This window comes from Microbispora triticiradicis (assembly GCF_005864065.1).
In the GTDB taxonomy this organism is placed as follows: Bacteria; Actinomycetota; Actinomycetes; order Streptosporangiales; family Streptosporangiaceae; genus Microbispora; species Microbispora triticiradicis.
The window spans coordinates 70,763-93,389 of record NZ_VANP01000011.1 but is presented as its reverse complement, the minus strand read 5'-3'; the positions used below and the strand labels follow the sequence as shown (position 1 = coordinate 93,389).

General features: G+C 73.3%; 26 protein-coding genes. 6 read left to right on the top strand and 20 right to left on the bottom strand.

What is annotated here, in order from left to right; translation table 11 throughout:
- Window positions 1-111 precede the first annotated feature (111 nt).
- Window positions 112-1,893 (top strand): bis-aminopropyl spermidine synthase family protein, encoded by a 1,782-nt coding sequence (locus tag FED44_RS25815; protein WP_138462346.1) that lies wholly within the window; start codon window positions 112-114, stop codon window positions 1,891-1,893.
- Between the two features lie 137 nt (window positions 1,894-2,030).
- Here the strand turns inward: FED44_RS25815 and FED44_RS25810 are convergent, their stop codons facing one another.
- The 4 genes from FED44_RS25810 to FED44_RS25795 all read right to left on the bottom strand — a co-directional run bounded on the left by FED44_RS25810 (window position 2,031) and on the right by FED44_RS25795 (window position 5,926).
- Window positions 2,031-2,966: a hypothetical protein gene (locus tag FED44_RS25810; protein ID WP_138462345.1), complete on the bottom strand. Its 936-nt coding sequence runs from the start codon at window positions 2,964-2,966 to the stop codon at window positions 2,031-2,033.
- Window positions 2,963-3,682 (bottom strand): VIT1/CCC1 transporter family protein, encoded by a 720-nt coding sequence (locus FED44_RS25805; RefSeq protein ID WP_117410543.1) that lies wholly within the window; start codon window positions 3,680-3,682, stop codon window positions 2,963-2,965. The genes FED44_RS25810 and FED44_RS25805 overlap by 4 nt, the downstream gene beginning before the upstream one ends.
- Complete coding sequence (lgt, locus tag FED44_RS25800; protein ID WP_138462344.1) at window positions 3,679-4,755, bottom strand: prolipoprotein diacylglyceryl transferase; 1,077 nt, start codon at window positions 4,753-4,755, stop codon at window positions 3,679-3,681. Before lgt ends, FED44_RS25805 begins: the two co-directional genes overlap by 4 nt.
- A gap of 88 nt (window positions 4,756-4,843) precedes the next feature.
- Window positions 4,844-5,926, bottom strand: a complete 1,083-nt coding sequence (locus tag FED44_RS25795) for an ADP-ribosylglycohydrolase family protein (protein ID WP_138462343.1) — start codon at window positions 5,924-5,926, stop codon at window positions 4,844-4,846.
- A gap of 140 nt (window positions 5,927-6,066) precedes the next feature.
- On the opposite strand from FED44_RS25795, the gene FED44_RS36045 reads away from it, so the two are divergent.
- On the top strand, window positions 6,067-6,393 hold the full coding sequence (locus FED44_RS36045) for a hypothetical protein (RefSeq protein ID WP_117410540.1): 327 nt from the start codon (window positions 6,067-6,069) through the stop codon (window positions 6,391-6,393).
- 131 nt (window positions 6,394-6,524) lie between these two features.
- Here the strand turns inward: FED44_RS36045 and FED44_RS25785 are convergent, their stop codons facing one another.
- The 12 genes from FED44_RS25785 to FED44_RS25730 form a co-directional block, all read right to left on the bottom strand.
- Window positions 6,525-7,274, bottom strand: a complete 750-nt coding sequence (locus FED44_RS25785) for a DsbA family protein (protein WP_138462341.1) — start codon at window positions 7,272-7,274, stop codon at window positions 6,525-6,527.
- Window positions 7,275-7,333: 59 nt separating this feature from the next.
- Entirely contained in the window at window positions 7,334-7,813 is a 480-nt protein-coding gene (locus FED44_RS25780; RefSeq protein ID WP_244302263.1) for a DoxX family protein, read from the bottom strand.
- Between the two features lie 228 nt (window positions 7,814-8,041).
- A complete protein-coding gene (gene trpA / locus FED44_RS25775) occupies window positions 8,042-8,836 on the bottom strand; it encodes a tryptophan synthase subunit alpha (protein ID WP_117410537.1) in 795 nt (264 codons plus the stop codon).
- Window positions 8,837-8,858: 22 nt separating this feature from the next.
- The gene (trpB, locus tag FED44_RS25770; protein ID WP_244302284.1) at window positions 8,859-10,064 is read right to left on the bottom strand and encodes a tryptophan synthase subunit beta; all 1,206 of its coding nucleotides are present in this window, start codon (window positions 10,062-10,064) and stop codon (window positions 8,859-8,861) included.
- Between the two features lie 65 nt (window positions 10,065-10,129).
- Window positions 10,130-10,954 (bottom strand): indole-3-glycerol phosphate synthase TrpC, encoded by an 825-nt coding sequence (gene trpC / locus FED44_RS25765; protein WP_117410535.1) that lies wholly within the window; start codon window positions 10,952-10,954, stop codon window positions 10,130-10,132.
- 157 nt (window positions 10,955-11,111) lie between these two features.
- Window positions 11,112-11,537 (bottom strand): DUF2752 domain-containing protein, encoded by a 426-nt coding sequence (locus tag FED44_RS25760; RefSeq protein ID WP_117410534.1) that lies wholly within the window; start codon window positions 11,535-11,537, stop codon window positions 11,112-11,114.
- 16 nt (window positions 11,538-11,553) lie between these two features.
- Entirely contained in the window at window positions 11,554-12,219 is a 666-nt protein-coding gene (locus FED44_RS25755; protein ID WP_117410533.1) for an RDD family protein, read from the bottom strand.
- 62 nt (window positions 12,220-12,281) lie between these two features.
- Window positions 12,282-12,692, bottom strand: coding sequence for a DUF4190 domain-containing protein (locus tag FED44_RS25750; RefSeq protein ID WP_117410532.1), 411 nt, complete (start codon window positions 12,690-12,692; stop codon window positions 12,282-12,284).
- 150 nt (window positions 12,693-12,842) lie between these two features.
- Window positions 12,843-13,499 carry a TIGR02234 family membrane protein gene (locus FED44_RS25745; RefSeq protein WP_167521589.1) on the bottom strand — a complete coding sequence of 219 codons (657 nt, stop codon included), beginning with the start codon at window positions 13,497-13,499 and terminating at the stop codon, window positions 12,843-12,845.
- Window positions 13,496-13,846, bottom strand: a complete 351-nt coding sequence (hisI, locus tag FED44_RS25740; protein WP_111697426.1) for a phosphoribosyl-AMP cyclohydrolase — start codon at window positions 13,844-13,846, stop codon at window positions 13,496-13,498. The genes FED44_RS25745 and hisI overlap by 4 nt, the downstream gene beginning before the upstream one ends.
- An 86-nt stretch (window positions 13,847-13,932) precedes the next feature.
- Window positions 13,933-15,765 (bottom strand): ABC transporter ATP-binding protein, encoded by a 1,833-nt coding sequence (locus FED44_RS25735; protein WP_138462338.1) that lies wholly within the window; start codon window positions 15,763-15,765, stop codon window positions 13,933-13,935.
- A gap of 61 nt (window positions 15,766-15,826) precedes the next feature.
- On the bottom strand, window positions 15,827-17,605 hold the full coding sequence (locus FED44_RS25730; protein ID WP_138462412.1) for an ABC transporter ATP-binding protein: 1,779 nt from the start codon (window positions 17,603-17,605) through the stop codon (window positions 15,827-15,829).
- 256 nt (window positions 17,606-17,861) lie between these two features.
- Between FED44_RS25730 and FED44_RS25725 the strand changes: the two genes are divergently transcribed.
- The 4 genes from FED44_RS25725 (at window position 17,862) to FED44_RS25720 (ending at window position 20,026) form a co-directional block, all read left to right on the top strand.
- Entirely contained in the window at window positions 17,862-18,497 is a 636-nt protein-coding gene (locus tag FED44_RS25725; RefSeq protein WP_111697424.1) for a TIGR03085 family metal-binding protein, read from the top strand.
- Window positions 18,498-18,588: 91 nt separating this feature from the next.
- Window positions 18,589-18,753 carry a hypothetical protein gene (locus FED44_RS36040; protein ID WP_167521588.1) on the top strand — a complete coding sequence of 55 codons (165 nt, stop codon included), beginning with the start codon at window positions 18,589-18,591 and terminating at the stop codon, window positions 18,751-18,753.
- A gap of 135 nt (window positions 18,754-18,888) precedes the next feature.
- On the top strand, window positions 18,889-19,056 hold the full coding sequence (locus FED44_RS36035) for a hypothetical protein (protein ID WP_165900427.1): 168 nt from the start codon (window positions 18,889-18,891) through the stop codon (window positions 19,054-19,056).
- Between the two features lie 703 nt (window positions 19,057-19,759).
- Window positions 19,760-20,026, top strand: a complete 267-nt coding sequence (locus FED44_RS25720) for a hypothetical protein (RefSeq protein WP_111697423.1) — start codon at window positions 19,760-19,762, stop codon at window positions 20,024-20,026.
- A gap of 66 nt (window positions 20,027-20,092) precedes the next feature.
- Here FED44_RS25720 and hisF read toward each other — a convergent pair whose 3' ends face one another.
- The 4 genes from hisF to FED44_RS25700 form a co-directional block, all read right to left on the bottom strand.
- Window positions 20,093-20,863: an imidazole glycerol phosphate synthase subunit HisF gene (gene hisF / locus FED44_RS25715; RefSeq protein WP_111697422.1), complete on the bottom strand. Its 771-nt coding sequence runs from the start codon at window positions 20,861-20,863 to the stop codon at window positions 20,093-20,095.
- A gap of 3 nt (window positions 20,864-20,866) precedes the next feature.
- Window positions 20,867-21,268, bottom strand: coding sequence for a RidA family protein (locus FED44_RS25710; protein WP_111697421.1), 402 nt, complete (start codon window positions 21,266-21,268; stop codon window positions 20,867-20,869).
- Between the two features lie 107 nt (window positions 21,269-21,375).
- Window positions 21,376-22,101 (bottom strand): bifunctional 1-(5-phosphoribosyl)-5-((5-phosphoribosylamino)methylideneamino)imidazole-4-carboxamide isomerase/phosphoribosylanthranilate isomerase PriA, encoded by a 726-nt coding sequence (priA, locus tag FED44_RS25705; RefSeq protein ID WP_111697420.1) that lies wholly within the window; start codon window positions 22,099-22,101, stop codon window positions 21,376-21,378.
- Between the two features lie 4 nt (window positions 22,102-22,105).
- Window positions 22,106-22,468 (bottom strand): hypothetical protein, encoded by a 363-nt coding sequence (locus tag FED44_RS25700; protein ID WP_138462337.1) that lies wholly within the window; start codon window positions 22,466-22,468, stop codon window positions 22,106-22,108.
- Window positions 22,469-22,627 lie beyond the last annotated feature (159 nt).

Below are 22,627 nucleotides of genomic sequence, written 5' to 3'. Positions count from 1 at the left end.
CGGTTGTGGTGCTTAGAGATTACAACACGCTGCCGGAATAGTGCCCCCCCGGTCTGCTTCGCGAACCTTCACAGGTCAGCGTGGTGAACAGGGCCTCGATAGGGTTTGCGCATGGGTGGTCATGAGGCGATCGACGAACTGCTGGCGGAGGCCGGCGTGGACGGCCTGCGCCTGCGCGGAGCACTGGCGCTCCTGGCGGGCGGCCGCTGGTGGACCCTGTCCGACCTGGTACGGGAGACCGCGACGCCACGGCGGACGATCGAGTCGCTGCTGCGGGCGCTCCCCCTTGAGCACAGCGGCGACCGTGTCCGGATACCCATGGATCAGGTCAACCGCTACAACGCCGGGGTCGGGCCGGAAATTTCCGATCTCGGGAATCCGGTGTCCGAAATGGTGCCGGAACACGCCGAAACCCTCGCCCGTCTGGAGCGGCTGATCGCCGAGGCTCCCCGGGGCCGGCACGCGCTCGACCACGTCTCCGCGACCGCCGAGACCGTGCTGCGCCGCGCCCTCCTGCTGGGGAGGCGGTTCTGGCTGCCCGGCGCCCGCCTGCTGTGCGTCGGCGACCACGACCTGACCTCGCTGGCCGTGCGGATGGTCCACCCGGAGGTCGAGGTGGCGGTGGCCGACATCGACGACCGCATCCTGGAGTTCGTCGACGCCCAGGACCTCGGGGTACGCACCCGGTGGGCCGACCTGCGTCTCGGCCTGCCGCCGTCGCTGCGCGGCTGGGCCGACCTCGCGATCACCGACCCGCCGTACACGCCGGACGGGATCGGGCTGTTCGCCGCGCGCGCCGCCGAGGGCCTGCGCGACCGCGAGCGGGGGCGCATCCTCCTGGCGTACGGCGCCTCCGAGCGCACCCCGATGCTCGCGCTGAAGGTGCAGAAGGCTCTTGTCGACCTCAACCTGCTGCATGAGGCGATATTTCCGCACTTCAACCGGTATTACGGGGCGGAGGCGATCGGCAGCGCGGCGGACCTGTACGTGCTGCGTCCCACCACGAAGACCTGGCCGGCGATCGCCGCGCGACTCGACCGCCTCGCCACGGCCATCTACACGCAGGGCCCTCAGGCCGTGGAGTCCGCCGGGCGCCCCGGCAAGTCGGCGGCCCAGGCGACGACCCAGGCGACGGCCGTGGACAGCGCGACCGGCAGGACGGCCGGTGCGGGGACGGACAGCACGGCGGGCAGCACGGCGGACAGCACGGCCGGTACGGGGGTGGACGCCACAGCGGACGAGGCGGCGGTGACCGCCTTCGGGCCGGACCTGCTCGCCGGGGACTGGCCGCGCGGCCTGCTGCCGCAGGTGCCCCGCACCCGGCTCGCCACGCTGCTGGCCAAGCCGTACGCCGCCGACCCGCGGCGGGTGGTCATCGCGGTGCCGGCCGGGCTGGAGGCGGCCCTGCCCCGCCTGCTGCTCGCGACCCGGGCCCGGCACGTGCGGGTGCTCACCGCCGCCCCGGTCGCCGGGCTGCCCGAGCTGGCCGCGTTGCTCGCCCCGGTCTACGAACTCACCGCCGAGGGCCGTGTCCTCGACGCCGTACGGCTCGCGCCGCCGGAGGACGGGCCGGAGCGGATCATCCGCGCGATCCTGGACAGCGCGCACGGGAAGCTCGCCAACACCTGGCGGGAGGCGCTCACCAGGACCGGCCTCACCACGACGCCCGGACACGCCACACCGCCCGAGCACGCCGGGACCCCCGGGCACGCCGGGACCCCCGGGCACGGCGGGACGGCCGGCCACGGCGGGACGGCCGGGCTCACCAAGCGGCAGGCCAGGGCCGCCGTCGAGGAGGCCGCTCCCTGGGCCGGCGACGCGACCCCCCTCGAACTCCCGCTCCACCGCCTCACGCAGCTGACGGCGGAGATCACCGCCCCCGCCCCGGCCTGAGGATCGACCGCCCGAGGTCGTCCTTGGGCCGCGGTCAGCCGGGGCGCACACGCCCCTCCCGGCGGGGGAACCGGGCACGCTCCCGGGGCTCCGGTCGGGCCGGCGCGGGCTGACGGGCGGGCGGCCCTGCGACCTATCTACCGGGCGGCCGGGGACGGCGCGGCCGTGTTCGTCGAAGGGGCCGCGCTCGCGGAAGGGGCCGGAGAGGCGCCGGGATCGGACGGCGGGTCCTCCGCGGGCTGTGCGGTGTCGGCCGGGCCCGGCGGCTGGGCGGGGTCCGACGGCACGCCGGCGACCGCGACCACCCGGCGGAAGACCGCTCTCTCCGCCTCGCGCACGGCCAGGCCGAGCATGACGAAGTCGTCGGTCTCCCCCGGCTCGGCGCCGTCGGTCCTGCCGATCCAGGCCACGCCGAGGTAATGGCCCATGACCTGGGCGCTCGCCTCGCTGTAGGCGCCGAACTTCGCCCGGGGGGATTCGAGCGGCTGCACCCACGATCCCCGGTAGAGCGTCCCCAGCGACGTCGCCAGGGACTCGGCGGCGGCGACGGACGACAGGTTGAACAGCGTGTACTGCGCGAGATAGACCCCGTCCGCCGTGGCGTACAGGCCGCGGACAGCCTGGGTGCACCCGGCCTCCGCGAGGGCGTCGACGAGGTCGGCGCCCCACACCGCTCCCCCGCAGGCCTGGTCGGGACGGCTGGTGAGGCGGCGCAGCGTGATCTTTCCCGCGCTGAGCGTGCGGGCGCCGAACACCTCCTGGACGCTCAGCGGCGCGGAGTCCGCCTTGCGGTCCGCGATCGGGGCGAACTCCTTAAGGGACGGCCAGGACTGGAAGGACGACGGCAGTCCCTGCCCCGCGATGTCCGCCGACGCCCCCGCCGGCACCGCGGGTCCGCCTCCGCCCAGCGCGTTGACCACCAGCGTCAGCACCAGGGCGATCACCAGGACGCCCGCGGCGGTCACGGACCACACGAACACGCGCTGCTGCCGGTTGTCCAGCCCGAGCTCGGTGAGGGTGGGTCCGGCCCAGCGCTCGGCCGTCGCGGACGACCGGCGCTTGCGCTTGGTCATAGACCGCCGGTTCCTATCAGCGACCCCAGTCCCCAGGTCAGCGCCGCCGCCACGGCGCCCACCACGAGCTGGCGGAGACCGCTGAACCACCAGCTTCTGGCCGTCACGCGCGAGACCACCGCGCCGGCGACGAACAGCGCCACCATCGACGCGGCGGCCGAGATCCACAGGCTCCGCGCGCCGATCAGGTACGGCAGGAGCGGGACCAGGGCGCCGAAGGCGAACGATAAGAACGACGATCCGGCGGCGAGCAGCGGTGAGGGCAGGTCGCCGGGGTCCACGCCCAGTTCGGCCCGCGTGTGGACGGCGAGCGCCTCCTCCGGGTCGCGGGAGATCTGGCGGGCGACCTCCCTGGCGGTCTCCGGATCCACGCCCCGCTGGACGTACATCTGGGCCAGCTCGGCCTCCTCGGCCTCGGGGTGCCGCTCCAGCTCCCGCCGCTCCACGTCGATCTCGGCCTCGGCCAGCTCGCGCTGGCTGGCGACCGACACGTACTCGCCGCCCGCCATGGAGAAGGCTCCGGCGGCCAGGCCGGCGATGCCGGCGAGGGCGATGATCCTGGTCTCGGCGGTGCCGCCGGCGACGCCCGCGATGAGCGCGAAGTTGGACACCAGTCCGTCCATCGCGCCGAACACCGCGGGCCGCAGCCATCCGCCGGTGACGTCCCTGTGCTGGTGGTGTGCCTCGGCCCGTGCCCCCGTCCTGGCCTCGGTCATCGCCGCCCGGCCTCCGGTTCCGGCATGGTCCCGCCGTCGCCCGTGGCGCCGGCGCCCGCCGGCGCCCTGTCCCCCTCACCGGAGTCCGCCGGAGCGTCATCGGAACCCGCGGAAGCGGAGCCGGCCGGGCCGTCCGTCTCCGGAGCGTCCTCGTGGGCCGCGGGCAGGCTCCCGGCCTCCCCGCCGCCGAGCTCGGGCTCGTCGGCCTGGTCCCGCCGGTGGGCGGGGTCGGCGCCCTCGCCGTCCCCCGCGAGGACGCCGACCGGCTCCTCGCCCGTCCGGTTCCGGGACAGCACCAGGTACGCGACGGCGCACAGGAAGATGACGATCGAGGTCCACTGGTTCAGCCGCAGCCCGAGGATCTCGTGCGCGGGGTCGACCCGCAGCCCCTCGATCCAGAACCGGCCCAGCGTGTAGCCCGCGACGTACAGCGCGAACACCCGGCCGTGGCGGAGGCCGAAGCGGCGGGCGGCCAGGATCAGCACGCCGGCGAGCGCCAGGTCCCACAGCGACTCGTACAGGAAGGTCGGGTGGTAGGTGGTCGCGCCGGGGACGGTGCCCGGGTGGCCCGGCTCGATCTCCAGCCCCCACGGCAGGTCGGTGGGGCCGCCGAAGAGCTCCTGGTTGAAGTAGTTGCCCCACCGGCCGATGGCCTGGGCCACGGCCACGCCGGGGGCGAGGGTGTCGGCCACGGCGGTGAAGGAGATGCCGCGGCGGCGGCAGGCGATCCAGACGCCGAGCGCGCCGAGCGCGATCGCGCCCCAGATGCCGAGGCCGCCCTCCCAGATGAACAGGGCGTCGATCGGCCGCTTGGGCGCGTCGGAGCCGAAGTAGATCTGCCAGTCGGTGATGACGTGGTAGAGACGTCCGCCGACGAGGCCGAACGGCACGGCCCAGACCGCGAGGTCGGTGACCGTCCCGGGAGCACCGCCGCGGGCGCGCCAGCGGCGTTCGCCGATCCAGACGGCGACGACGACGCCGAGCACGATGCACAGGGCGTACGCGCGGATCGGAATCGGTCCGAGATTCCAGACCCCCTGTGACGGGCTGGGAATCGAGGCGAGGAGGGGCATGTAACGTGACGTTACCGCAAGAGGGGGCGAGTCCGGTGCCCGCCGCGTTCATCGGTACCAGGACGTGCTCCGGCCCCCGGCGGGCGGCTCATCCGGGCGGCGGCGGAGCCGCGCGGAGGGCGGCCAGGCGGGCCGCGAGGTCCGGCAGGGCGGGATACTCGCCGAGGTCCACCGGCCCGAGCCAGCCGAGCGCGGCCACCCCCTCCGGTTCCCGGGCGCCGAGGACCCCGCCGACGAGCGCGGCGACCGTGTCGGTGTCGCCGCCCAGGGACACGGCGTACGGCAGCGCGGCGGCGAGGGCGGGAGCCTCTCGCAACACGTGGACCACCGCGGCGACGGTCTCGACGGCGTCCAGCGAGACGCCCTCGGACGGGGGCGTCCACCGTCCGTGAGCGGCATCCACCACGGCGTCCACAGGAGCGGCACGCCCGCCTGCCGCCACGCCGTCCACCACGCCGGCCGCGGACGCGGGTGGCCCGCTCGCCGCCACTGCGCCACTGGCGACCTCCGTCGCCTCGTCCATGGTGTCGAGATGCTCGTCCGCCCGGCGGGCCTCGTCCACGGCCACTTCCAGCAGGGCGGGCACGCTCTCTCCCTCCAGCGCGTGCGACGCCAGCGCCGCGATGACGCGGGCCGCCGCCACGGCCGCCGGCGCCCGGTGCGTCGCGGCGGAGACGACCTCGCAGAGCCGGCGGCGCAGGCCGGGCCGGTCGGTCGGAACGGCCCAGCCGATCGGGGTGACGCGCATGGCCGCGCCGTTGGTCGGCCGGTCTCCCGCCGAGGGGGCGGGCGGCTCACCCGTGGCGTGGAAGTGCGCCAGGGCGTGCCGCGTGGTGGGTCCGAGGCCGCGTACGGCCGGCGCCGCCTCGGCGAGGCGGGTCAGGAACTCCAGCGAGGTGGGGCGGCCGCCGGTGTCGGCCAGGCAGCGTGCGACCAGCACCATCTGCGCCGTGTCGTCCGAGGTCGACCCGCGCGGCCATCCCCGGTCCGGGGCGGGGAGCCGGACGACCTCCTCGGGGTCGATCCGCTCAGGCCCGCGCCCCTCCCAGGGCACGCCGAGCGCGTCGCCCGCCGCGAAGGCCACCATCGCCTGGTGGATCCGTGCGGCGACGTCCTGCCGGGGGCCGGCGATCGGCGCGGAGCGAGGGGCGGAAGGGTCGTCGCGGGGCATGCCTGCATGCTGACCCGCCACGCGGCGGCGAAACCCGGGTGCGGTAGAGGCGTCCGGCCCTTCGGAAGGCGACGCACGGGCCGTCGTCCGGTACCACAGGTCCCTGGTGAGCCGGCGGCCGAAATGGGCAGACTCCGATCATGAACGACACACTCACGCCCGAAGCGGTCACTGTGGAGACGAGCGGGCAGGTGCCCGCGGGAGCGGTCACCGAGGCGCGGGAGCGCATCGCGTCGGTGTCCAGGTTCACCGCCAGGCCGATCCTCTACGCCAGGGTCAACCTCGCCTACAGTCCGTCGCTCAGCCCGGGAGAACGGTGCGCCGCGCGGGCGGTCCTCGACGTGAACGGGCAGCCCGTGCACGCCCAGGCCGAGGCGGAGACCATGCACCTCGCGATCGTGGAGGTCCAGCACCGCCTCCGGGTTGGCCTGGACCGCCTGTCCTACCGTCCGGCCCACCGGGGCTGAGGCCCTCCCGCCGGAACCCCGCCGGCCCCGCCGACCCGCCGGGACGCACCCTGGAACGGGTCCGGCGGGCCTCGCGGCCCAGATGGCGGCGCGCGGGACGGTCCGGTCGTCCGGCTTGGGCCTCGCCCGGGTCAGCTCTTGGCGGCGTTCACCACGGCGTCGCGCAGGTCGCTCGGCACGAACGCGACCTTGCTGTCGATCTCCTTGCCGTTGATCTTGACCGTCGGCGTGCCGCCCAGCTTCTGCGTGGTCATGACCTGCTGCGTGTACGCCTGGTGTGCCGCGACGTTGCCCTGCTTGCGCACGCAGTCGTCGAAGCCGGAGGAGGTCACGCCCGCCTCCTTGCCCCACGTGATCAGCTGGTCCACGGAGAACCCGCTGGAGGTCTCGCTCGGCTGGTTCTTGTAGAGCTTGTCGTGGAACGCCAGCCACTGCCGGCCGTCCGTGACGCACCGTGCGGCCGAGGCCGCGCGCAGCGAGTTGCTCTTGGTCGGCTCCTGCGTGAAGATCGTGATCACGTGGTAGGCGACCTTCGCCTTGCCCTCGGCGGCCAGGTTCTTCAGCGTGGCGCCGCTGGTCTCCTCGAACTGCTTGCACGCGGGGCACTGGAAGTCCTCGTACACGTCGACCACCGGCGTGGTGACCCCCGGCTGGGCCATCACCACGGTCCCGTCCTCCTGCACGGTCGCGGCGGCGAGGCCGCCGGTGACCTTCTCCGAGGCGCCCTGCCGCACCGACCACACGACGAAGGCGGCCGCGACCACGACGACCACCACGATGGTGGCGATCATCGTGACGCGCCTGCGCTGATCCTGCTTGCGCAGGGCCTCCCGCTGCGCCGCGATGCGCGCCTTGGCCGCCTCACTCGTCCGCTTGCTCACGAACCTTCCCCCCTGCTGTCACCGCGGCCGGACCCAGAGCCGGACCGCGGTCCTGCGTGTCAGGCGCGGTCGTCCCGGCCCTCGTCCTGACCGTCCTCGTCCACCGGCTCCCGGGCTCCCCCGAAACCCAGAGCCGAGTCCAGCGACAGGCGGCTCACCGGCTTCACGACGATCCACGCCGCGCAGGCGAGCAGCCCGATGTCACGCACCAGTTCCCAGAAGTAGTTCGGGTCCTGGCCCGCGGCGAGGGTGCCGTCACCGCCGAAGCAGCCGCAGTCGATGCGCAGCCCTCTGGCCCACGCGGACCCGATGCCGATGACGAACGCCACCATCAGCACGCCGCCGGCTCCCGCCGCCACCCGGGTGAACAGGCCGACGAGCAGCAGCAGACCCGTGATGATCTCCACGACGGGCAGGCCGTACCCGACGACCTGCGCCAGGGACTCCGGCAGCAGCTGGTAGGCGAGCACCGCCTGCACCGACAGGGCGGGCGCGCCGATCTTGAGCGCGCCGGCGACGATCAGTACGGCCGCCAGCACGACGCGCGCAGCGGTCGTGACCCAGGAGTGCGCCGGTCTCTCGGACGGTAAATGGCCGGAGACCTGAGCGCCGGATGCCAACTGAACCATCAGACTCCTCGCCCGGTAGGCAACACCGACTGAACAGTACCGGGACCCAACCTCACCATGTGCGGGATAAGAGCATGGTAAGCGGTGGCGTTTCCGCTGTTCGCGGCGGTACCGGGGGGAGAAAGCCGAAGATCCGGCTCAGCGCCGGACACCCCTGGCGAGTTCCTCCGCGAGTTCGCGTACCGCCACGAGACCGGACTTCTCGTCCGGCGCGTCCAGCAGGCGCCGGATGAAGGCCGACCCCACGATGACCCCGTCGGCGTACGACGCGACCTCGGCGGCCTGGGCGCCGTTCCCGACGCCGAGACCGACGCAGACCGGCAACGCCGTGTGGGCCTTGGTCTTCTTGACCAGTCCCTCGGCCGCCGAGCTGACGGACTCCCGGGCGCCGGTCACGCCCATCAGCGAGGCCGCGTACACGAAACCGGTGCAGCAGGCGGCGACCTTGGCGATGCGCTCGTCGGGCGAGCTGGGCGCGACGAGGAAGACCGTGCCGAGGCCGGACTCCCGGCTCGCGTCGAGCCAGGGCCCGGACTCCTCGGGCGTCAGGTCCGGCGTGATGGTCCCCACGCCGCCCGCCGAGGCGAGGTCCCGGGCGAAGCGCTCGGCGCCGTAGCGGTCGATCGGGTTCCAGTACGTCATGACCAGCGTCGCGGCCCCGGACTTCGCGACGCCCTCGACGGTGCGCAGCACGTCGGCGATGCGGGTCCCGTTCTCCAGCGACCGGTGCACCGCGTCCTGGATCGTCGGGCCGTCCATCAGCGGATCGGAGTACGGCAGGCCGATCTCGATCACGTCGCAGCCGGCCTCGACCATCGCGGTCGCGGCCCTCACCGCGCCGTCCTTGGTCGGGAAGCCGGCCGGCAGGTAGCCGACGAGCGCGGCCCTGTCCTCGGCGCGTGCCTTGTCGAACACCGCCTGGAGTGTCGTCATCGGATGCCCTATCGATGCTGGATCAGAGGTTGAAGTACTTCATGGCGGTGCCCATGTCCTTGTCGCCGCGTCCCGAGAGGTTCACCAGGATCACGGCGTCCGGGCCGAGCTCGCGGCCGAGCCGCAGCGCGCCCGCGAGCGCGTGGGAGGACTCGATGGCCGGGATGATGCCCTCGGTGCGCGCGAGCAGGGCGAAGGCCTCCATGGCCTCCTCGTCGGTCACGCCCTCGTAGGTGGCGCGGCCGCTGTCCTTCAGCCACGCGTGCTCGGGGCCCACGCCGGGGTAGTCGAGACCGGCGGAGATCGAGTGCGACTCGATCGTCTGGCCCTCGTCGTCCTGCAGGACGTAGGTGCGGGCGCCGTGCAGCACGCCGACGCTGCCCTGGGTGAGGGTGAGCGCGTGCTCGCCGGTCTCCGCGCCCCGCCCGCCGGCCTCGTAGCCGTACAGCCGGACCCCCTCGTCGGGGATGAAGGCGTGGAAGAGACCGATGGCGTTCGACCCGCCGCCGACGGCGGCGCAGACCGCGTCGGGCAGACGGCCGACGAGCTCCTGCACCTGGCGGCGCGCCTCGACTCCGATGATCCGGGCGAAGTCCCGGACGATCTCGGGGAACGGGTGCGGCCCGGCGACCGTGCCGAACAGGTAGTGGGTGTGCTCCACGTTGGTGACCCAGTCGCGGAACGCCTCGTTGATGGCGTCCTTGAGGGTCTGGCTGCCGTTGGTGACCGGGACGACCGTCGCGCCGAGGAGCTTCATCCTGGCGACGTTGAGCGCCTGGCGCTCGCAGTCGACGGCGCCCATGTAGATGACGCACTCCAGGCCCATGAGCGCCGCCGCGGTGGCCGTGGCGACGCCGTGCTGGCCCGCCCCGGTCTCCGCGATGACCCGCCGCTTGCCCAGCCGCTTGGTCAGCAGCGCCTGGCCGAGCACGTTGTTGATCTTGTGGGCACCGGTGTGGGTGAGGTCCTCGCGCTTGAGCAGGATCCGGGCGCCGCCCGCGTGCGCGGCGAAGCGCGGCACCTCGGTCAGCGTCGTGGGACGGCCCGCGTACGTGCGCAGCAGGTGGTCGAACTCGCGGACGAAGTCGAGATCGGTCTTGGCCTTCTCGTACTCGGCGGCCACCTCGTCGAGGGCCGGGATGAGCGCCTCGGGCACGTACCGGCCGCCGAATATGCCGAACTTGCCCTGGACGTCCGGATCGTTGCCGCCGACACCGCCCCCCGCCAGGTCGGCGGGGGTGATGAGGGTCCCATCCGTCGAGGTCACTCGGCCTCCTTCTGCGGTGCTGTCGTTCACGGGTGCCTCTCGGAGCCGCTGTCCTGCCGGGAGGCCGGGTGCGCGCCCGCGGTCACCAGGTCGTTGACCGCGGCCTTGGGGTCCCTGCCGGTGACCAGGCTCTCGCCCACCAGCACCGCGTCGGCCCCCGCCCGCGCGTACGCGAGCAGGTCGTGCGGCCCGCGCACCCCCGACTCCGCGATCTTGATGATGCCGTCCGGCACCTTGGGCGCGAGCCTGGCGAACACCTCGCGGTCCACCTGCAGCGTCTTCAGGTCGCGGGCGTTGACGCCGACGACCTTCGCGCCGGCGTCCACCGCGCGGGTCAGCTCCTCCTCGGTGTGCACCTCGACGAGCGGGCAGAGCCCGATCGACTCGGCCCGCTCGATCAGCGAGACGAGCGCCTGCTGGTCGAGGGCCGCCACGATCAGCAGGGCGAGGTCGGCGCCGTGCGCCCTGGCCTCCCACAGCTGGTAGGAGGTGACGATGAAGTCCTTGCGCAGGACGGGCACGTCGACCGCGGCCCGCACCGCCGCGAGGTCGGCGAGCGTGCCGCCGAACCTGCGCCGCTCGGTCAGCACGCTGATGACGTGCGCGCCGCCCTCCTCGTAGTCGGCGGCGAGCGCGGCGGGGTCGGCGATGGCGGCGAGCGCGCCCTTGGACGGGCTCGACCTCTTCACTTCGGCGATCACGGAGACCCGGTCGCCGCCGAGCGCGGCGTAGGCGTCCCGGGGCTCGGGGGCGCGGGCGGCGATGCGCTTGAGCTCCTCGATCGGCACGTCGCGCTGCCGCTCCTCGAGGTCCTCCCGCACGCCCACGATGATGTCCTCAAGAACACTCACGCGTCCTCCTCGCCTTCGGCTCGGAGCTCGCGCGAATCACCTGTCCGCTCGCTCACGCGCAAGGGTCCCTCCGGTCGGCTGCTCTCGTCGGCTGCTCTGCGTGTCCTGCCCTGCGATGGTATCGGCCCGTCTCGCGTCGATCGGCCACAGGGTCGCGTCACGGAGCGAGGAAATGCCCGAAAGGCGTATTACGCACTACCCAGAAGACGGCCGCGACGACGATCAGTCCCCACAGGTAGACGGGGCGTGCGGCACCCGGGCCCACGGGCCGCCCCTGCCATGATCGTAACGTCCACCTGGCCCATGCCGCGATCACGACAGGAACGCAAACGACAAAGAGAAGGTTCATGCGCGCCGCCCCGGCGAGGTCGGCGTGCGCGAGATCGTGCACGGCGCGCAGGGCGCCGCAGCCCGGACAGTACAGGCCGGTGAGGTAGTAGAAGGGACAGACGGGGTAGTGACCCGGCTCGTGCGGGTCGACCACCGCCAGGTACGCCACCGCCGCGGCGAGACCGGCCGCGGCGCCGGACGGCGCGCGCAGCGACCGAATCCGGTCCCACGCGCGCCGTCCGGTCACGTCCACGTGCTCAGCCTAGCGCTCAGGCGCGCACGACCACGGTGCCGACGATCTTGTCGGCGAAGGTCTGCCGCTTGGCGTCCCACAGCGGCCAGAGGAAGCCGATGTAGCAGGGCAGGCCGTCGATGATGTGGCAGAGGTAGCGGACGAAGGCCATGCCGAAGCCGATGTACTCGCCCGTCTGCTCCTTGACCGTCTTGATGCCGACGACCTTCTTGCCCACCGTCTGGCCGGTGGTGCCCTCCTGGTACTTCAGCCACAGGCCGAGGCCGATCGCGACGGCGAAGCCCAGGAGGTAGATGATCATGCCGATCCCGCTGCCGCCCGTCGAGGTGAGCTGCCCCGTGTTCGGGTCCACCTCAAGGGAGCTGGCGGTCATGGAGCCGCCGATGGTGTAGAGGATGCCGGACGGGATGCCGACGATCAGGGCGTCGATCAGGTACGCGCCGACGCGCAGGCCCCAGTGGGCGAGCTCGGGGCCGCCGTAGCCGCCGGAGGGCTGGCCGTACGCGCCGGCGCCGTACTGGCCGCCGCCGTACTGGCCGCCCTGCGGGGGCGCGGGGTAGGAGCCCTGCGGCGGCGGGGGGTAGCCGCCCTGGGACGGGTACCCGCCCTGCGGGCCGGGCTGCTGGGGAGGCTGCTGAGGGGGGTAACCACCCTGGTTGTACGGGTCGTTGCCGTAGGACATGTGATGCTCCAGCGGAAGTGGGAGAAGAAGGAGAGCGAAGGGGAGGGAGACCCGGGGTGGGGCTAACCGGCGATGCTCGTGACGCTCAGCGCCGCCAGCAGACCCAGCCCGATCGCGTACAGGAGCCAGACGGAGGCGCCGGCGTAGGACAGGATCAGCCCGGCGATCGCAAGGCCCCGCCCCTGTTCGCCCGTCCGCCTCGTCTGGTGCAACGCGATGTGACCACAGATGACGCCGGCGATCCCGGGGATCCCGCAGAAGAGCAGGCCGAGAACGCCGAGAACGAGCGACGCGACGGCCATGCCGTTCGTACGGGGACCATGGGGTTGGTGGTACCCGTACGGAGGGGGCGGTGGCGGATAGCCGTACCCGTTTCCATAGCCGTGGCCATAGCCGGAGACCGGCGGCACGCCGCCCGCGCCGGGCGGGTGGCCGTAGCCGCCCGAGTCACCCGGCAGGTACCCGTGGCTCATCCGGTCTCCTGTTGCGATCAACGAAGTCGCCGCGAAGCCTATCGACAGCCGGGCGACCGGTCAGAGCGTAAACCGGGTTTGTGGACAATTTGTAATCTGAGGTGGGAACGGTCCAACAACTCCGGCTCTTCGCACCCCGGGCGAAAAGGCTCAGCGCGCCCGATCGTCGGTGGGGTCCTCCCCCTCGTCGAGCGCGTCCCACATGGCGCGGTCGGCGTCACGCGCGGGAGCCCGTCCCGGCTCAGTGCGGGCGTGACCGGCGTCCCGTTCGTACCTGCCCGACATGCCGGGCCAGCGCGCGCCGCGCACCGCCGCCACCGCCCCGGACCCGAGCAGGACGAGCCCGCCCGCGGCGGCGAGCAGCGGCCAGACCCAGGCGCGCGACTCCACCGGGATCGCGGCGCCGGAGACCGTCGCCGCCGTCGCGTGCGCACGGGCCGCGGCGGCGACCGTCGCGTCGCGGGTGCCGTCCCAGGCTCCGGCCGCGACCGCCGCGCCGAGCAGGGCGACGACGCCGCCGATCATCCGCCGCCCGATCCCCCTCGCCGCCAGTACGGCCACGGCGGCGGCGAGCGCGGCCAGCGCGGCGGGTGAGAGCCAGGCGACCAGGTCGCCGCCCGTGAGGCCGTCCTGCCCCGCTCCCCCGGGTCCCCCGGCGGCGCCGAGCGTCACCCACCGCCTGCCCGCGGCGAGCAGCGCGAGGCCGCCGCCGGCGGCGCAGGCGGCGAGCCAGACGAGCAGCGAGCGCCCCGCCGGAGAGCCGGCCCGGCCGGGCGCGGCGGCGGGAACGGGGGTGGGAGCGGTCACGGCGCGCCGGTCACGTCGAGGACGTCGGCGTCGAAGCAGGTGCGGTCGCCGGTGTGGCAGGCGGCCCCCACCTGGTCGACCTTCAGCAGGACCGTGTCGCCGTCGCAGTCGAGCGCGACGTGCCTGACCCACTGCACGTGGCCGGAGGTGTCGCCCTTCACCCAGTACTCCCCCCGGCTGCGGGACCAGTAGGTCGCCCGGCCGGTGGTGAGCGTGCGGTGCAGCGCCTCGTCGTCCATCCAGGCGAGCATCAGCACCTCGCCGGTGTCGTGCTGCTGGACGATCGCGGGCACCAGGCCGTCCGGGGTGCGCTTGAGCCGGTCGGCGATCTTCGGGTCGAGGGCCATGTGGCCAATTGTGCCGCAGCGCCCCGCCGCCCCCGCCGCCGCTCCCTGCCGCCCCGCCGCCGCTCCCCGCAAGCCCTCCCCCGGTGTCACCGGACGGTGGTGGCGGTGGTCCACGACGCGTAGAGGTCCGCGTACACGCCGGGCTGGGCGGCGAGCACGGCGTGGGGGCCGCGCTGGACGATCCGGCCGTGCTCGAACACCAGGACCTCGTCGGCCGCCTCGGCGGTGGACAGGCGGTGGGCGATCGAGACCGCCGTACGGCCCCGGGTCACCCCGTCGAGCGCCCGGGCGAGCCGCACCTCGGTGGCGGGGTCCACGGCGGAGGTGGCCTCGTCGAGCAGCAGCAGGTCGGGGTCGGCGAGGTAGGCCCGGGCCAGCGCGACCAGCTGCCGCTCACCGGCCGACAGCGACTCGCCGCGCTGCCCGACGGGGGTGTCCAGACCGGCCGGGAGTCCGTCGAGCCAGTCGGCCAGGCCGAGCTCGGTCAGCGCCCGCGTGATCTCCTCGTCGGTGGCCGAGGGACGCCCGAACCGGATGTTGCCGGCGAGGGTCGAGTCGAACAGGAAGCCGTCCTGCGGGACCATGACGATCCGCTCCCTCAGGGAGGCGAAGCCGACCTCCCGCAGGTCGACCCCGTCCACCGTGATCCTGCCGGAGGTCGGGTCCATGAGCCGGGTCAGGAGCTTGGCGAAGGTCGTCTTGCCCGAGCCGGTCTCCCCCACCACCGCGACCCGCGTGCGCGGGGCGATCTCGGCCGACACCTCGTGCAGGACGGGCGGCCCGCCCGGGTAGGCGAAGCCGACGCCCTCGAAGCGGACCGTGATCGGGCCGCGCGGCAGCGTCGCGCCGTTCTCCGGGTCGGCCACGTCGGCCGGGGTGTCGAGCACGCCGAGGATGCGGCGCCAGCCCGCGATCGCGTTCTGCGCCTCGTTCAGCACCTCGGTCGCGGTCTGCAGGGGGCTGACGAACAGCGTGATGAGGAACAGGAACGCGATGAGCCGGCCCGCCGTGATGGACCCGGCGACGCCCAGCTCGACCCCGGCGACGACCACCAGCGCGACGGCGGCCGAGGCGACCAGCTCGGTGGTCGGGAACGTGAAGCCGACGATCTTCTGGGCCCGGGTCTGCGCCGCGCGCATCCCGTCCACCGCCCGGTCGATCCGCTCGGCGGTGCGGTCCTCCGAGCCGTACGCGCGGATCACGCCGCTGCCGACGACCGACTCGCTGACGGCGGCGAGCACGTCGCCCGCCCGCTCGCGCACCCGGGTGTACGCCCTGGCCACCAGGCGCTGGAACCTGGGCAGGGCCAGCATCACCGGCAGGAAGCAGGCCCACACCAGCAGCGTGAGCTGCCAGGAGTAGACGGCCATGAGCACGGTCGCGACCAGCAGCTGGCCGACGGACACGATGACCATCAGCCCGCCCCACTGCATGAAGGCGCTGATCTGGTCGACGTCGCCGGTGACCCGGGAGACCAGGCCGCCGCGCCGCTCGCTGTTCTGCGTGAGCACCGACAGGTCGTGCACGTGCCGGAAGCCCTTGCCGCGCAGGGTGGCCAGGCCCGACTCCGTGGAGCGGTAGAGCCGCACGTTCATGAGGTAGCCGCACACCGCGGTCAGCGCCACCGCGACCGCGCACAGGACGACGGCGTCGCGGATGAACGGCACGTCGGGCGCGCCCTGCCCGAGGCCTCGGTCGATCACCTGCTGCACGGCGACCGGCACGACGACCTTGCCCAGCGTGGCCAGCACGGCCAGCGCCAGGGTCCCGGCGATGCCGCGGCGGAACTCCGGCGACAGCCGCAGGCCCTGCCTGAGCGTCTCCACCGCCCCGCGCTCCGCCGACCGCAGCGCGGAGGCCTCCCCATTCTCCGGGCCGGTCTTCCCGCCGGTCTTCCCCGTGTCCGTGACGGCGGTCACCGGGTCACACTCCTCGCTGAAAGCCTCACTGAAAGCCTCACTGTGCGCCGTGGAAGGTTCGTCACGCCACGACCTCCTCACCGCTGTCGAGCGCGGCCCGTTCGGCCTCCTCGCGCTCGTACGCGGTGACGAGGGCGCGGTAGCCCGCGCAGCGGGCCAGCAGTTCCTCGTGCGCGCCCTGGTCGGCGACCACGCCCTGCTCCAGGTAGACGACCTCGTCGGCGAGGGCGATCGTCGCCATCCGGTAGGCGACCACGATCACCGTCGCCTCGGCGGCGCCGTCGCGCAGGCCGTACAGGATGCGCTTCTCGACCTGCGGGTCGACGCTGGAGGTGGCGTCGTCGAGGATCAGCAGCCGGGGCTCGCGCACTAGGGCGCGGGCCAGCGCGAGGCGCTGCCGCTGCCCGCCGGACAGCGTCGCGCCGCGCTCGCCGATCCGGGTGTCGAGGCCCGACGGCAGCCCGCTGACGAAGCCGTCGGCCTGCGCGAGGCGCAGCGCGGCCCAGACCCGCTCGTCCGGGACGGCCTCGCCGAGGGTGACGTTGCCGCGCACGGTGTCGTCGAACAGGAACGTCTGCTGCGGGACGAGCGCCACCGACCGGCTGACCTCCCCCCTGGCCGCGTCGCGCAGGTCGACCCCGTCGACCCGTACGACGCCCTCGCCGGGGTCGACGAGCCGCGCGAGCAACTGGGTGAGGGTCGACTTGCCGGCGCCGGTCGGGCCGACGATCGCGGTCGTGCGGCCCGGCGTGACCGTGAAGGTCACGTCCTTCAGCACCGGGCTCCCGGGGACGTACGCGAAGCCGACGCCCTCCGCGGCCAGCCGGGCCGGGCCGGGGGCGTCCAGGCGGGCCGTGCCGTGCTCCATGGAGCCGGTGGCGTCGAGGACCTCCCTGATCCGCGTCCAGCCGACGACGCTGCGCGGCAGCTCGGCCAGCACCCAGCCGAGCGCCCGGATGGGGAAGGACAGGAGCGTGAACAGGTAGGCCACCTGGATGAGGTCGCCGGCCGCGACGCCGCCCGACTCCAGGCGCAGCGCGCCGACGAGCAGCACGGCCAGCACGCCGAGCGTGGGCAGCGCCTCCAGCAGCGGGTCGAACAGGCCCCGGACCCGGCCGACGGCGATGTTGGCGTCGCGCAGCGCGTCGGCCTTCGCCTGGAACCGGACGGTCTCGGCGTCCTCCCGGCCGAGGGTCTTGACGACGAGCGCGCCGTCGAAGCTCTCATGTGCGACCTCGCTCACCTCGGCCCGCAGCGCCTGGGCCCGCATGGCCAGCGGCGACAGCCTGCGCTGGTAGACCAGGTTGAGCACGGCCACGGCGGGGAAGATCAGGAAGCCGACGACGGCGAGAACGGGGTCGACCAGCACGATCGCCACGGCGGCCGTGACGAGCATCACGACCACGCCCACCGCCATCGGCAGCGGCGCGAGCGGCGCCCAGGCCGCCTCGACGTCGGAGTTCGCGTTGGACAGCAGCTGCCCGGTCGGGTGGCGGTGGTGCCACGCGAGCGGCAGCCGCAGGTACTGGCGGGTGACCGCGCGGCGGGAGTGGGCCTGCATGCGGTACTGGTGGATGCCGGCCAGGATGCGGCGGCCCATGACGCCCGCGGCCTTGAGCACCGCGACGCCCACGATCAGCGCCGCCGCGGCGACGAGCCCTCCGGTGGCGGCCTCGTGGTCCCGGAACGCGGGCAGCACGGCGTTGTCGGTCGCCCACCCGAGCGCCCAGGACGACGCGACGGTCATCCCTCCGTAGAGGGCGCTGGCGAGGACCGCGCCGATGAAGATCCGCGGCTCCGTCCTGATCGCCACGCCGAGGACCTTGAGACCCTGGAGCATGATCGAGCTGCCGGGCCGCGCGGGAGACTCCTTCGTCGGCACGCGGTGTGCTTCCTTCCGATCGGGGATCGTCCGGGCCGCTCCCTGCGAGCGCCCCGGACGGGGACGATACCCATGCGGGCGGACCGCCGGATCGGTCCCAGGCCCCAGGCCCGCCCAAGCCATTGGTCCTAGATACTCCCTATCATCCTGATCAAGCGGTTTATTCCTGCGCTCCGCTTCGGGGCGGGCGGGGCGCCGGCCGTAGGCTGATCACGTGACTCACGCCCAGACGGAGCGCGCGGCGCTCTGCGACCTGCTCGACGACCTCGGCCCCGGCGCGCCCACGCTGTGCGAGGGCTGGGCCACCGAGGACCTGACGGCCCATCTCGTCCTCCGCGAGCGCCGCCTCGACGCGGCCCCCGGCATCGCGCTGCCGCTCCTGGCGGGCCACACCGCCGCCGTGCAGGAGCGCCTCATCCGGCGTCACTCCTACCCCGAGCTGGTCGGGCTCGTGCGGAGCGGCCCGCCGCGCTGGACGCCGTACGGCCTGGTGTCCCGGCTGGACGAGATCGTCAACACCGTCGAGCTGTTCGTCCACCACGAGGACGTACGCCGGGCACAGTCCGGATGGGAGCCCCGGGACCTCCCCGAGGACCTCCAGGAGACGTTCTGGCGGCGGCTGCGGGGCGGTGCCCGCTTCTTCATGCGCGGGGCGCCCGTGGGCGTCGTGCTCCAGCGTACGGACGGGGCGAGGACCGCGGGACGCATGGCCGAGCCCGCCGTCGTGGTCACCGGCGAGCCGGCCGAGCTGCTGCTGTTCGCCTTCGGCCGGCAGGAGCACGCCCGGGTGACCTACCAGGGGGACGACCAGGCGGTCGCCCGGCTGCGGCAGGCGAGATTCGGCCTGTGATCAGGGCATGGTGGGAACTGCCCGGAATTCCCACGTAAACATCTTGATATGGGGCAGCATGTGATCCAGACATGAGTGTTTGGGAGCCCCGATGAACCTCAAAAAGGTCCTGACCTATGTGGCCGTCGCGTTTGTGATCTTCTACTTGTTCACCCAGCCCGCGAACGCCGCCGCCGCGGTCAGGAACCTGTTCGGGGGGATCACGACGGGTGCGGAGCGGCTTTCGGCCTTCTTCACCTCGCTCGTGTCGGGCTGACCGCCGGGGCCCGGAGGCCGGCCCGCCTCCGTCTCACGATGAGAGCGGAACGGGCTCGTGTCCTCGCGGCTAGTTATGATCATTCCTGCCGCCGGGTACAAACGTCCGGGAAACCGACAGCAGGAGGCCCCCCCGATGAAGTTGAAGAAGGTTCTTACGTACGCGGCCATCGCGTTCGTAGTTTTCTACCTCTACAACCAGCCGCACGCGGCGGCGGGCGCCGTCCGCGGCGTGTTCGACACGGTCAACACCGGGGCCAGCCGGCTCGCCACCTTCTTCACCTCGGTCCTACCCCGGTCCTGACCCCGTCCTGACCCGGTCCTGAGCCGACCGTCGCGGCATCCCGGCCGCGAGATCCCTCAAGGGCCGTGAAGGAACCCGTTCCGGCACGGCCACACTCTCCCGACAGGGCCGACGCCAGGGCGCCAACAGGGGCCGACACAGGGCCGGCAGGGCAACCGCCCTCGCTCCGCCGGCCTCTTCTCACCCGTCTCCGCGCCCTGCTCGTTCGACCTGTCCGCCCGACCTGTCCGCCCGACCCGTCCCTCCGACCCATCCCTTCGGAGCGCCACCCTCCGCGCCGGACACGCCACCCTCCGCGATCATCGATGCGACCCTTCTCGCGGCTCCTCCGGCGTTCGTCGAGTGGGGTCCGGCCACCGGTCCCCTACCTTTACCCCTACGGGCCGCTCTCACACCGGTCTCCGCAGAAGCCGCCGTACGGCGGCCGCGGGCACGGCGCGTGCGACCGGAACGGCCAGGACCGTTACGACCCGGCCGCGTCCGCACCTCGCCTCGGCAAATCACGATCTTTCCGCACCAAGGCGGGAAAAGGGCACTAAATCCCTTATGCCTGATTCGTCCGCATATTGCCCTGTTTGCTGCTGAATGCCTGGACGGCCATGGCGCGCCCGGTGACCATTGGAGATGCCGATCCGGATCGCCGTACCCGCGCCAGTTCAGCAAGAGGAGCTCAGCAGGACGAGCCAGCAGGACAGGAGGCAGTATGCCCGCCATGCGATTCCCGAGCCCGCTCGGTCTCGCGGTCCTCGCCGCCATCGGTCTGTCGGCCGTGCAACCGGCGCCCAGAGCGTTCGCCGACACGGTCGTCCCTGTCGGCCACACCGGTTCCGGCTTCCACCACCAGGTGTCCGGGCAGGGCTGTGACGGCCCCTACCAGGCGCAGTGGCAGTACCAGTCGCAGGCGTCGTCCTCACTCGGCACCGGTCCCGCGGCCTTTCCCACGGCCATCGTGGAGATCGACGACGACTGACCGGTGCATGATCATCGGAGACGTGCGGGGCAGGCCGGGCGGTGAGGGCCCGGCCTGCCGGCGCGTTCAGCGGACCGGGTGACCGGCCGCCCGCAACGTGTCCTTGACCTCGTGGATCTTGAGCTGGCCGAAGTGGAAGACCGAGGCGGCCAGCACGGCGTCCGCTCCGGCGTCCACCGCGGGCGGGAAGTCCTCCAGCCGCCCGGCACCGCCGGAGGCGATCAGGGGGATGCCCACCGCGGCCCGTACGGCCCGCAGCAGCTCCAGGTCGTACCCCGTCTTGGTGCCGTCGCCGTCCATCGAGTTGAGCAGGATCTCCCCGACCCCCAGCTCCTCGCCGCGCCTGGCCCACTCGATCGCGTCCATGCCGGTCCCCCGGCGCCCGCCGTGGGTGGTCACCTCGAACCCCGAGGGCGTGGGCGGGCCGTCGACCACCCGGCGCGCGTCCACCGACAGCACGATGCACTGGGACCCGAACCGGCGGGAGGTCTCCGTCAGCAGCTCGGGCCGGGCGATCGCGGCGGTGTTGACGCCGACCTTGTCGGCGCCCGCGCGCAGCAGCCGGTCGACGTCGTCGGCCGACCGCACGCCGCCGCCGACGGTGAGCGGGATGAAGACCTGCTCGGCCGTACGGCGAACCACGTCGAGCATGGTCTCCCGCTCACCTGAGGACGCCGTGATGTCGAGGAAGGTCAGCTCGTCGGCGCCCTCGGCGTCGTACCGCGCGGCCAGTTCGACCGGGTCGCCGGCGTCCCTGAGGTTCTCGAAGTTGACCCCCTTCACGACCCGTCCGGCGTCGACGTCCAGGCAGGGGATGATGCGCACCGCTACCGTCATCGCTCAGCCCCCGCCGCCGCTTGCCGCCCGGTACGCCTCGACCTCGACCTCGACCAGCATGCGCCGGTCGACGAGGCCGGCGATCTGCACGCTCGTGCAGGCGGGCCGCACGTCGCCGAAGATCTCCCCGTGCGCCTTGCCCACGGCGTCGAAGTCGTCGGCGTTCACGACGAACATGCGGGTGCGCACCACGTCGGCCCGCGTCGTGCCGGCCTTCTCGACGGCGTCCAGCGCGATCGAGAAGGCGGTGAGCGTCTGCCGGTAGGCGTCGCCCACGTGCTGCACCTCCCCTCCGACGGTGGCGGTGCAGCCGGACACGAGCACGTGCGGCCCGGCGACGACCGCGCGGGCGTAGCCGTACCGGTCCTCCCAGGGACCGCCGGAGGAGATCCGGCCCTCGGGCATCTGCGCCGAGGGCGTCTGTGCCGGTGCCGATGCCTGTGCCTGTGCCGATGTCTGTGCCGATGTCTGTGCGGGCGTCTGCGCGGGAGTCTGTGCGGGCGTCGGGGTACTCATCCGGCCGTCACCGCCGCGAGCGCCTCCTGCAGCGTGAACGCCTGGGCGTACAGCGCCTTGCCCACGATCGCACCCTCGACGCCCTCCGGCACGAGCGTCGCGATGGCCCGCAGGTCGTCTAGCGACGACACGCCACCGCTGGCGACGACCGGGCGGTCGGTCCGCGCGCAGACCTGGCGCAGCAGGTCGAGGTTGGGACCGCGCAGCGTGCCGTCCTTGGTCACGTCGGTGACGACGTAGCGGGGGCAGCCCTCGGACTCCAGCCGGTCGAGGACCTCCCACAGGTCGCCGCCCTCCTTCGTCCAGCCGCGGGCGGCCAGCGTGGTGCCGCGCACGTCGAGCCCCACCGCGATGCGGTCGCCGTACTCGGCGATCGCCTTGGCGCACCACGCCGGGTCCTCCAGCGCGGCGGTGCCGATGTTGACCCGGCGGCAGCCGGTGGCCAGCGCGGCCTCCAGCGTGGCGTCGTCGCGGATCCCGCCGGACAGCTCGACCTGCACGTCGAGCCTGCCCACGACGGAGGCCAGCAGCTCGCGGTTGCTTCCCCGCCCGAACGCCGCGTCGAGGTCGACCAGGTGGATCCACTCCGCGCCGGCCTCCTGCCAGGCGAGGGCGGCGGCGAGCGGGTCCCCGTACGAGGTCTCCGTCCCCGCCTCACCCTGCACGAGGCGTACGGCCTGGCCGTCGGCGACGTCGACGGCTGGGAGCAATACGAGCGACATTTGGTCATGACCTCCGGTCGAAAACGATGGTGACGAGCACCGGGAGCAGCAGGATCGAGCCGAGGAAGACGCCCAGCCGGGCCATCCACGACTCGAACAGGATCCAGGCGAGCGCCTGGACGAGGAACCACAACGTGACCGCGACCCCGTTCTCCGTGCGGCGGCGGCGGGCGAGATACCCCCGCTGCCGGGCGACCCGCACCGGTCGGGCGGGGCGCGGGAGCACCGCGGTCCGGATCGGCCCGACGAGCCTGTCACGCAGCTCGCGCCGCCTGGCTGCCCTCGCCTCGCGTTCGGCGCGGGCCGCCGCGAGGCGCTCGCGCTCGGCCTCGCGCTCCGCCCTCCGGCGGGCCCGCTCCCTGCTCATCGAGCCTCCCGCTCAGGTCTTCCGGTCACGCCCTGGTCCTGGTCACGCTCTGGTCAGGCTTGGTCACAGCCGCGGTCAGGGCTCTGGTCACGGTTATAGCCGGGCCCGGCCGCGCCCATGTCCGTTTCCAGGTCCGTTTCCAGGTCGGAGCCCATGTTT

Coding starts and splice junctions, on each gene's coding strand:
- FED44_RS25710 (WP_111697421.1), bottom strand. CDS start 21,268: ATGCCCGAGGGCCGGATCTCCTCCGGCGGTCCCTGGGAGGACCGGTAC.
- FED44_RS25755 (WP_117410533.1), bottom strand. CDS start 12,219: ATGTCCTACGGCAACGACCCGTACAACCAGGGTGGTTACCCCCCTCAG.
- FED44_RS25700 (WP_138462337.1), bottom strand. CDS start 22,468: ATGAGCAGGGAGCGGGCCCGCCGGAGGGCGGAGCGCGAGGCCGAGCGC.
- FED44_RS36035 (WP_165900427.1), top strand. CDS start 18,889: ATGAAGTTGAAGAAGGTTCTTACGTACGCGGCCATCGCGTTCGTAGTT.
- FED44_RS25750 (WP_117410532.1), bottom strand. CDS start 12,692: ATGAGCCACGGGTACCTGCCGGGTGACTCGGGCGGCTACGGCCACCCG.
- FED44_RS36045 (WP_117410540.1), top strand. CDS start 6,067: ATGAACGACACACTCACGCCCGAAGCGGTCACTGTGGAGACGAGCGGG.
- FED44_RS36040 (WP_167521588.1), top strand. CDS start 18,589: ATGAACCTCAAAAAGGTCCTGACCTATGTGGCCGTCGCGTTTGTGATC.
- FED44_RS25795 (WP_138462343.1), bottom strand. CDS start 5,926: ATGCCCCGCGACGACCCTTCCGCCCCTCGCTCCGCGCCGATCGCCGGC.
- FED44_RS25810 (WP_138462345.1), bottom strand. CDS start 2,966: ATGACCAAGCGCAAGCGCCGGTCGTCCGCGACGGCCGAGCGCTGGGCC.
- FED44_RS25720 (WP_111697423.1), top strand. CDS start 19,760: ATGCCCGCCATGCGATTCCCGAGCCCGCTCGGTCTCGCGGTCCTCGCC.
- hisI (WP_111697426.1), bottom strand. CDS start 13,846: ATGGCCCTCGACCCGAAGATCGCCGACCGGCTCAAGCGCACCCCGGAC.
- FED44_RS25815 (WP_138462346.1), top strand. CDS start 112: ATGGGTGGTCATGAGGCGATCGACGAACTGCTGGCGGAGGCCGGCGTG.
- trpA (WP_117410537.1), bottom strand. CDS start 8,836: ATGACGACACTCCAGGCGGTGTTCGACAAGGCACGCGCCGAGGACAGG.
- lgt (WP_138462344.1), bottom strand. CDS start 4,755: ATGCCCCTCCTCGCCTCGATTCCCAGCCCGTCACAGGGGGTCTGGAAT.
- hisF (WP_111697422.1), bottom strand. CDS start 20,863: ATGACGGTAGCGGTGCGCATCATCCCCTGCCTGGACGTCGACGCCGGA.
- FED44_RS25805 (WP_117410543.1), bottom strand. CDS start 3,682: ATGACCGAGGCCAGGACGGGGGCACGGGCCGAGGCACACCACCAGCAC.
- FED44_RS25730 (WP_138462412.1), bottom strand. CDS start 17,605: ATGCTCCAGGGTCTCAAGGTCCTCGGCGTGGCGATCAGGACGGAGCCG.
- priA (WP_111697420.1), bottom strand. CDS start 22,101: ATGTCGCTCGTATTGCTCCCAGCCGTCGACGTCGCCGACGGCCAGGCC.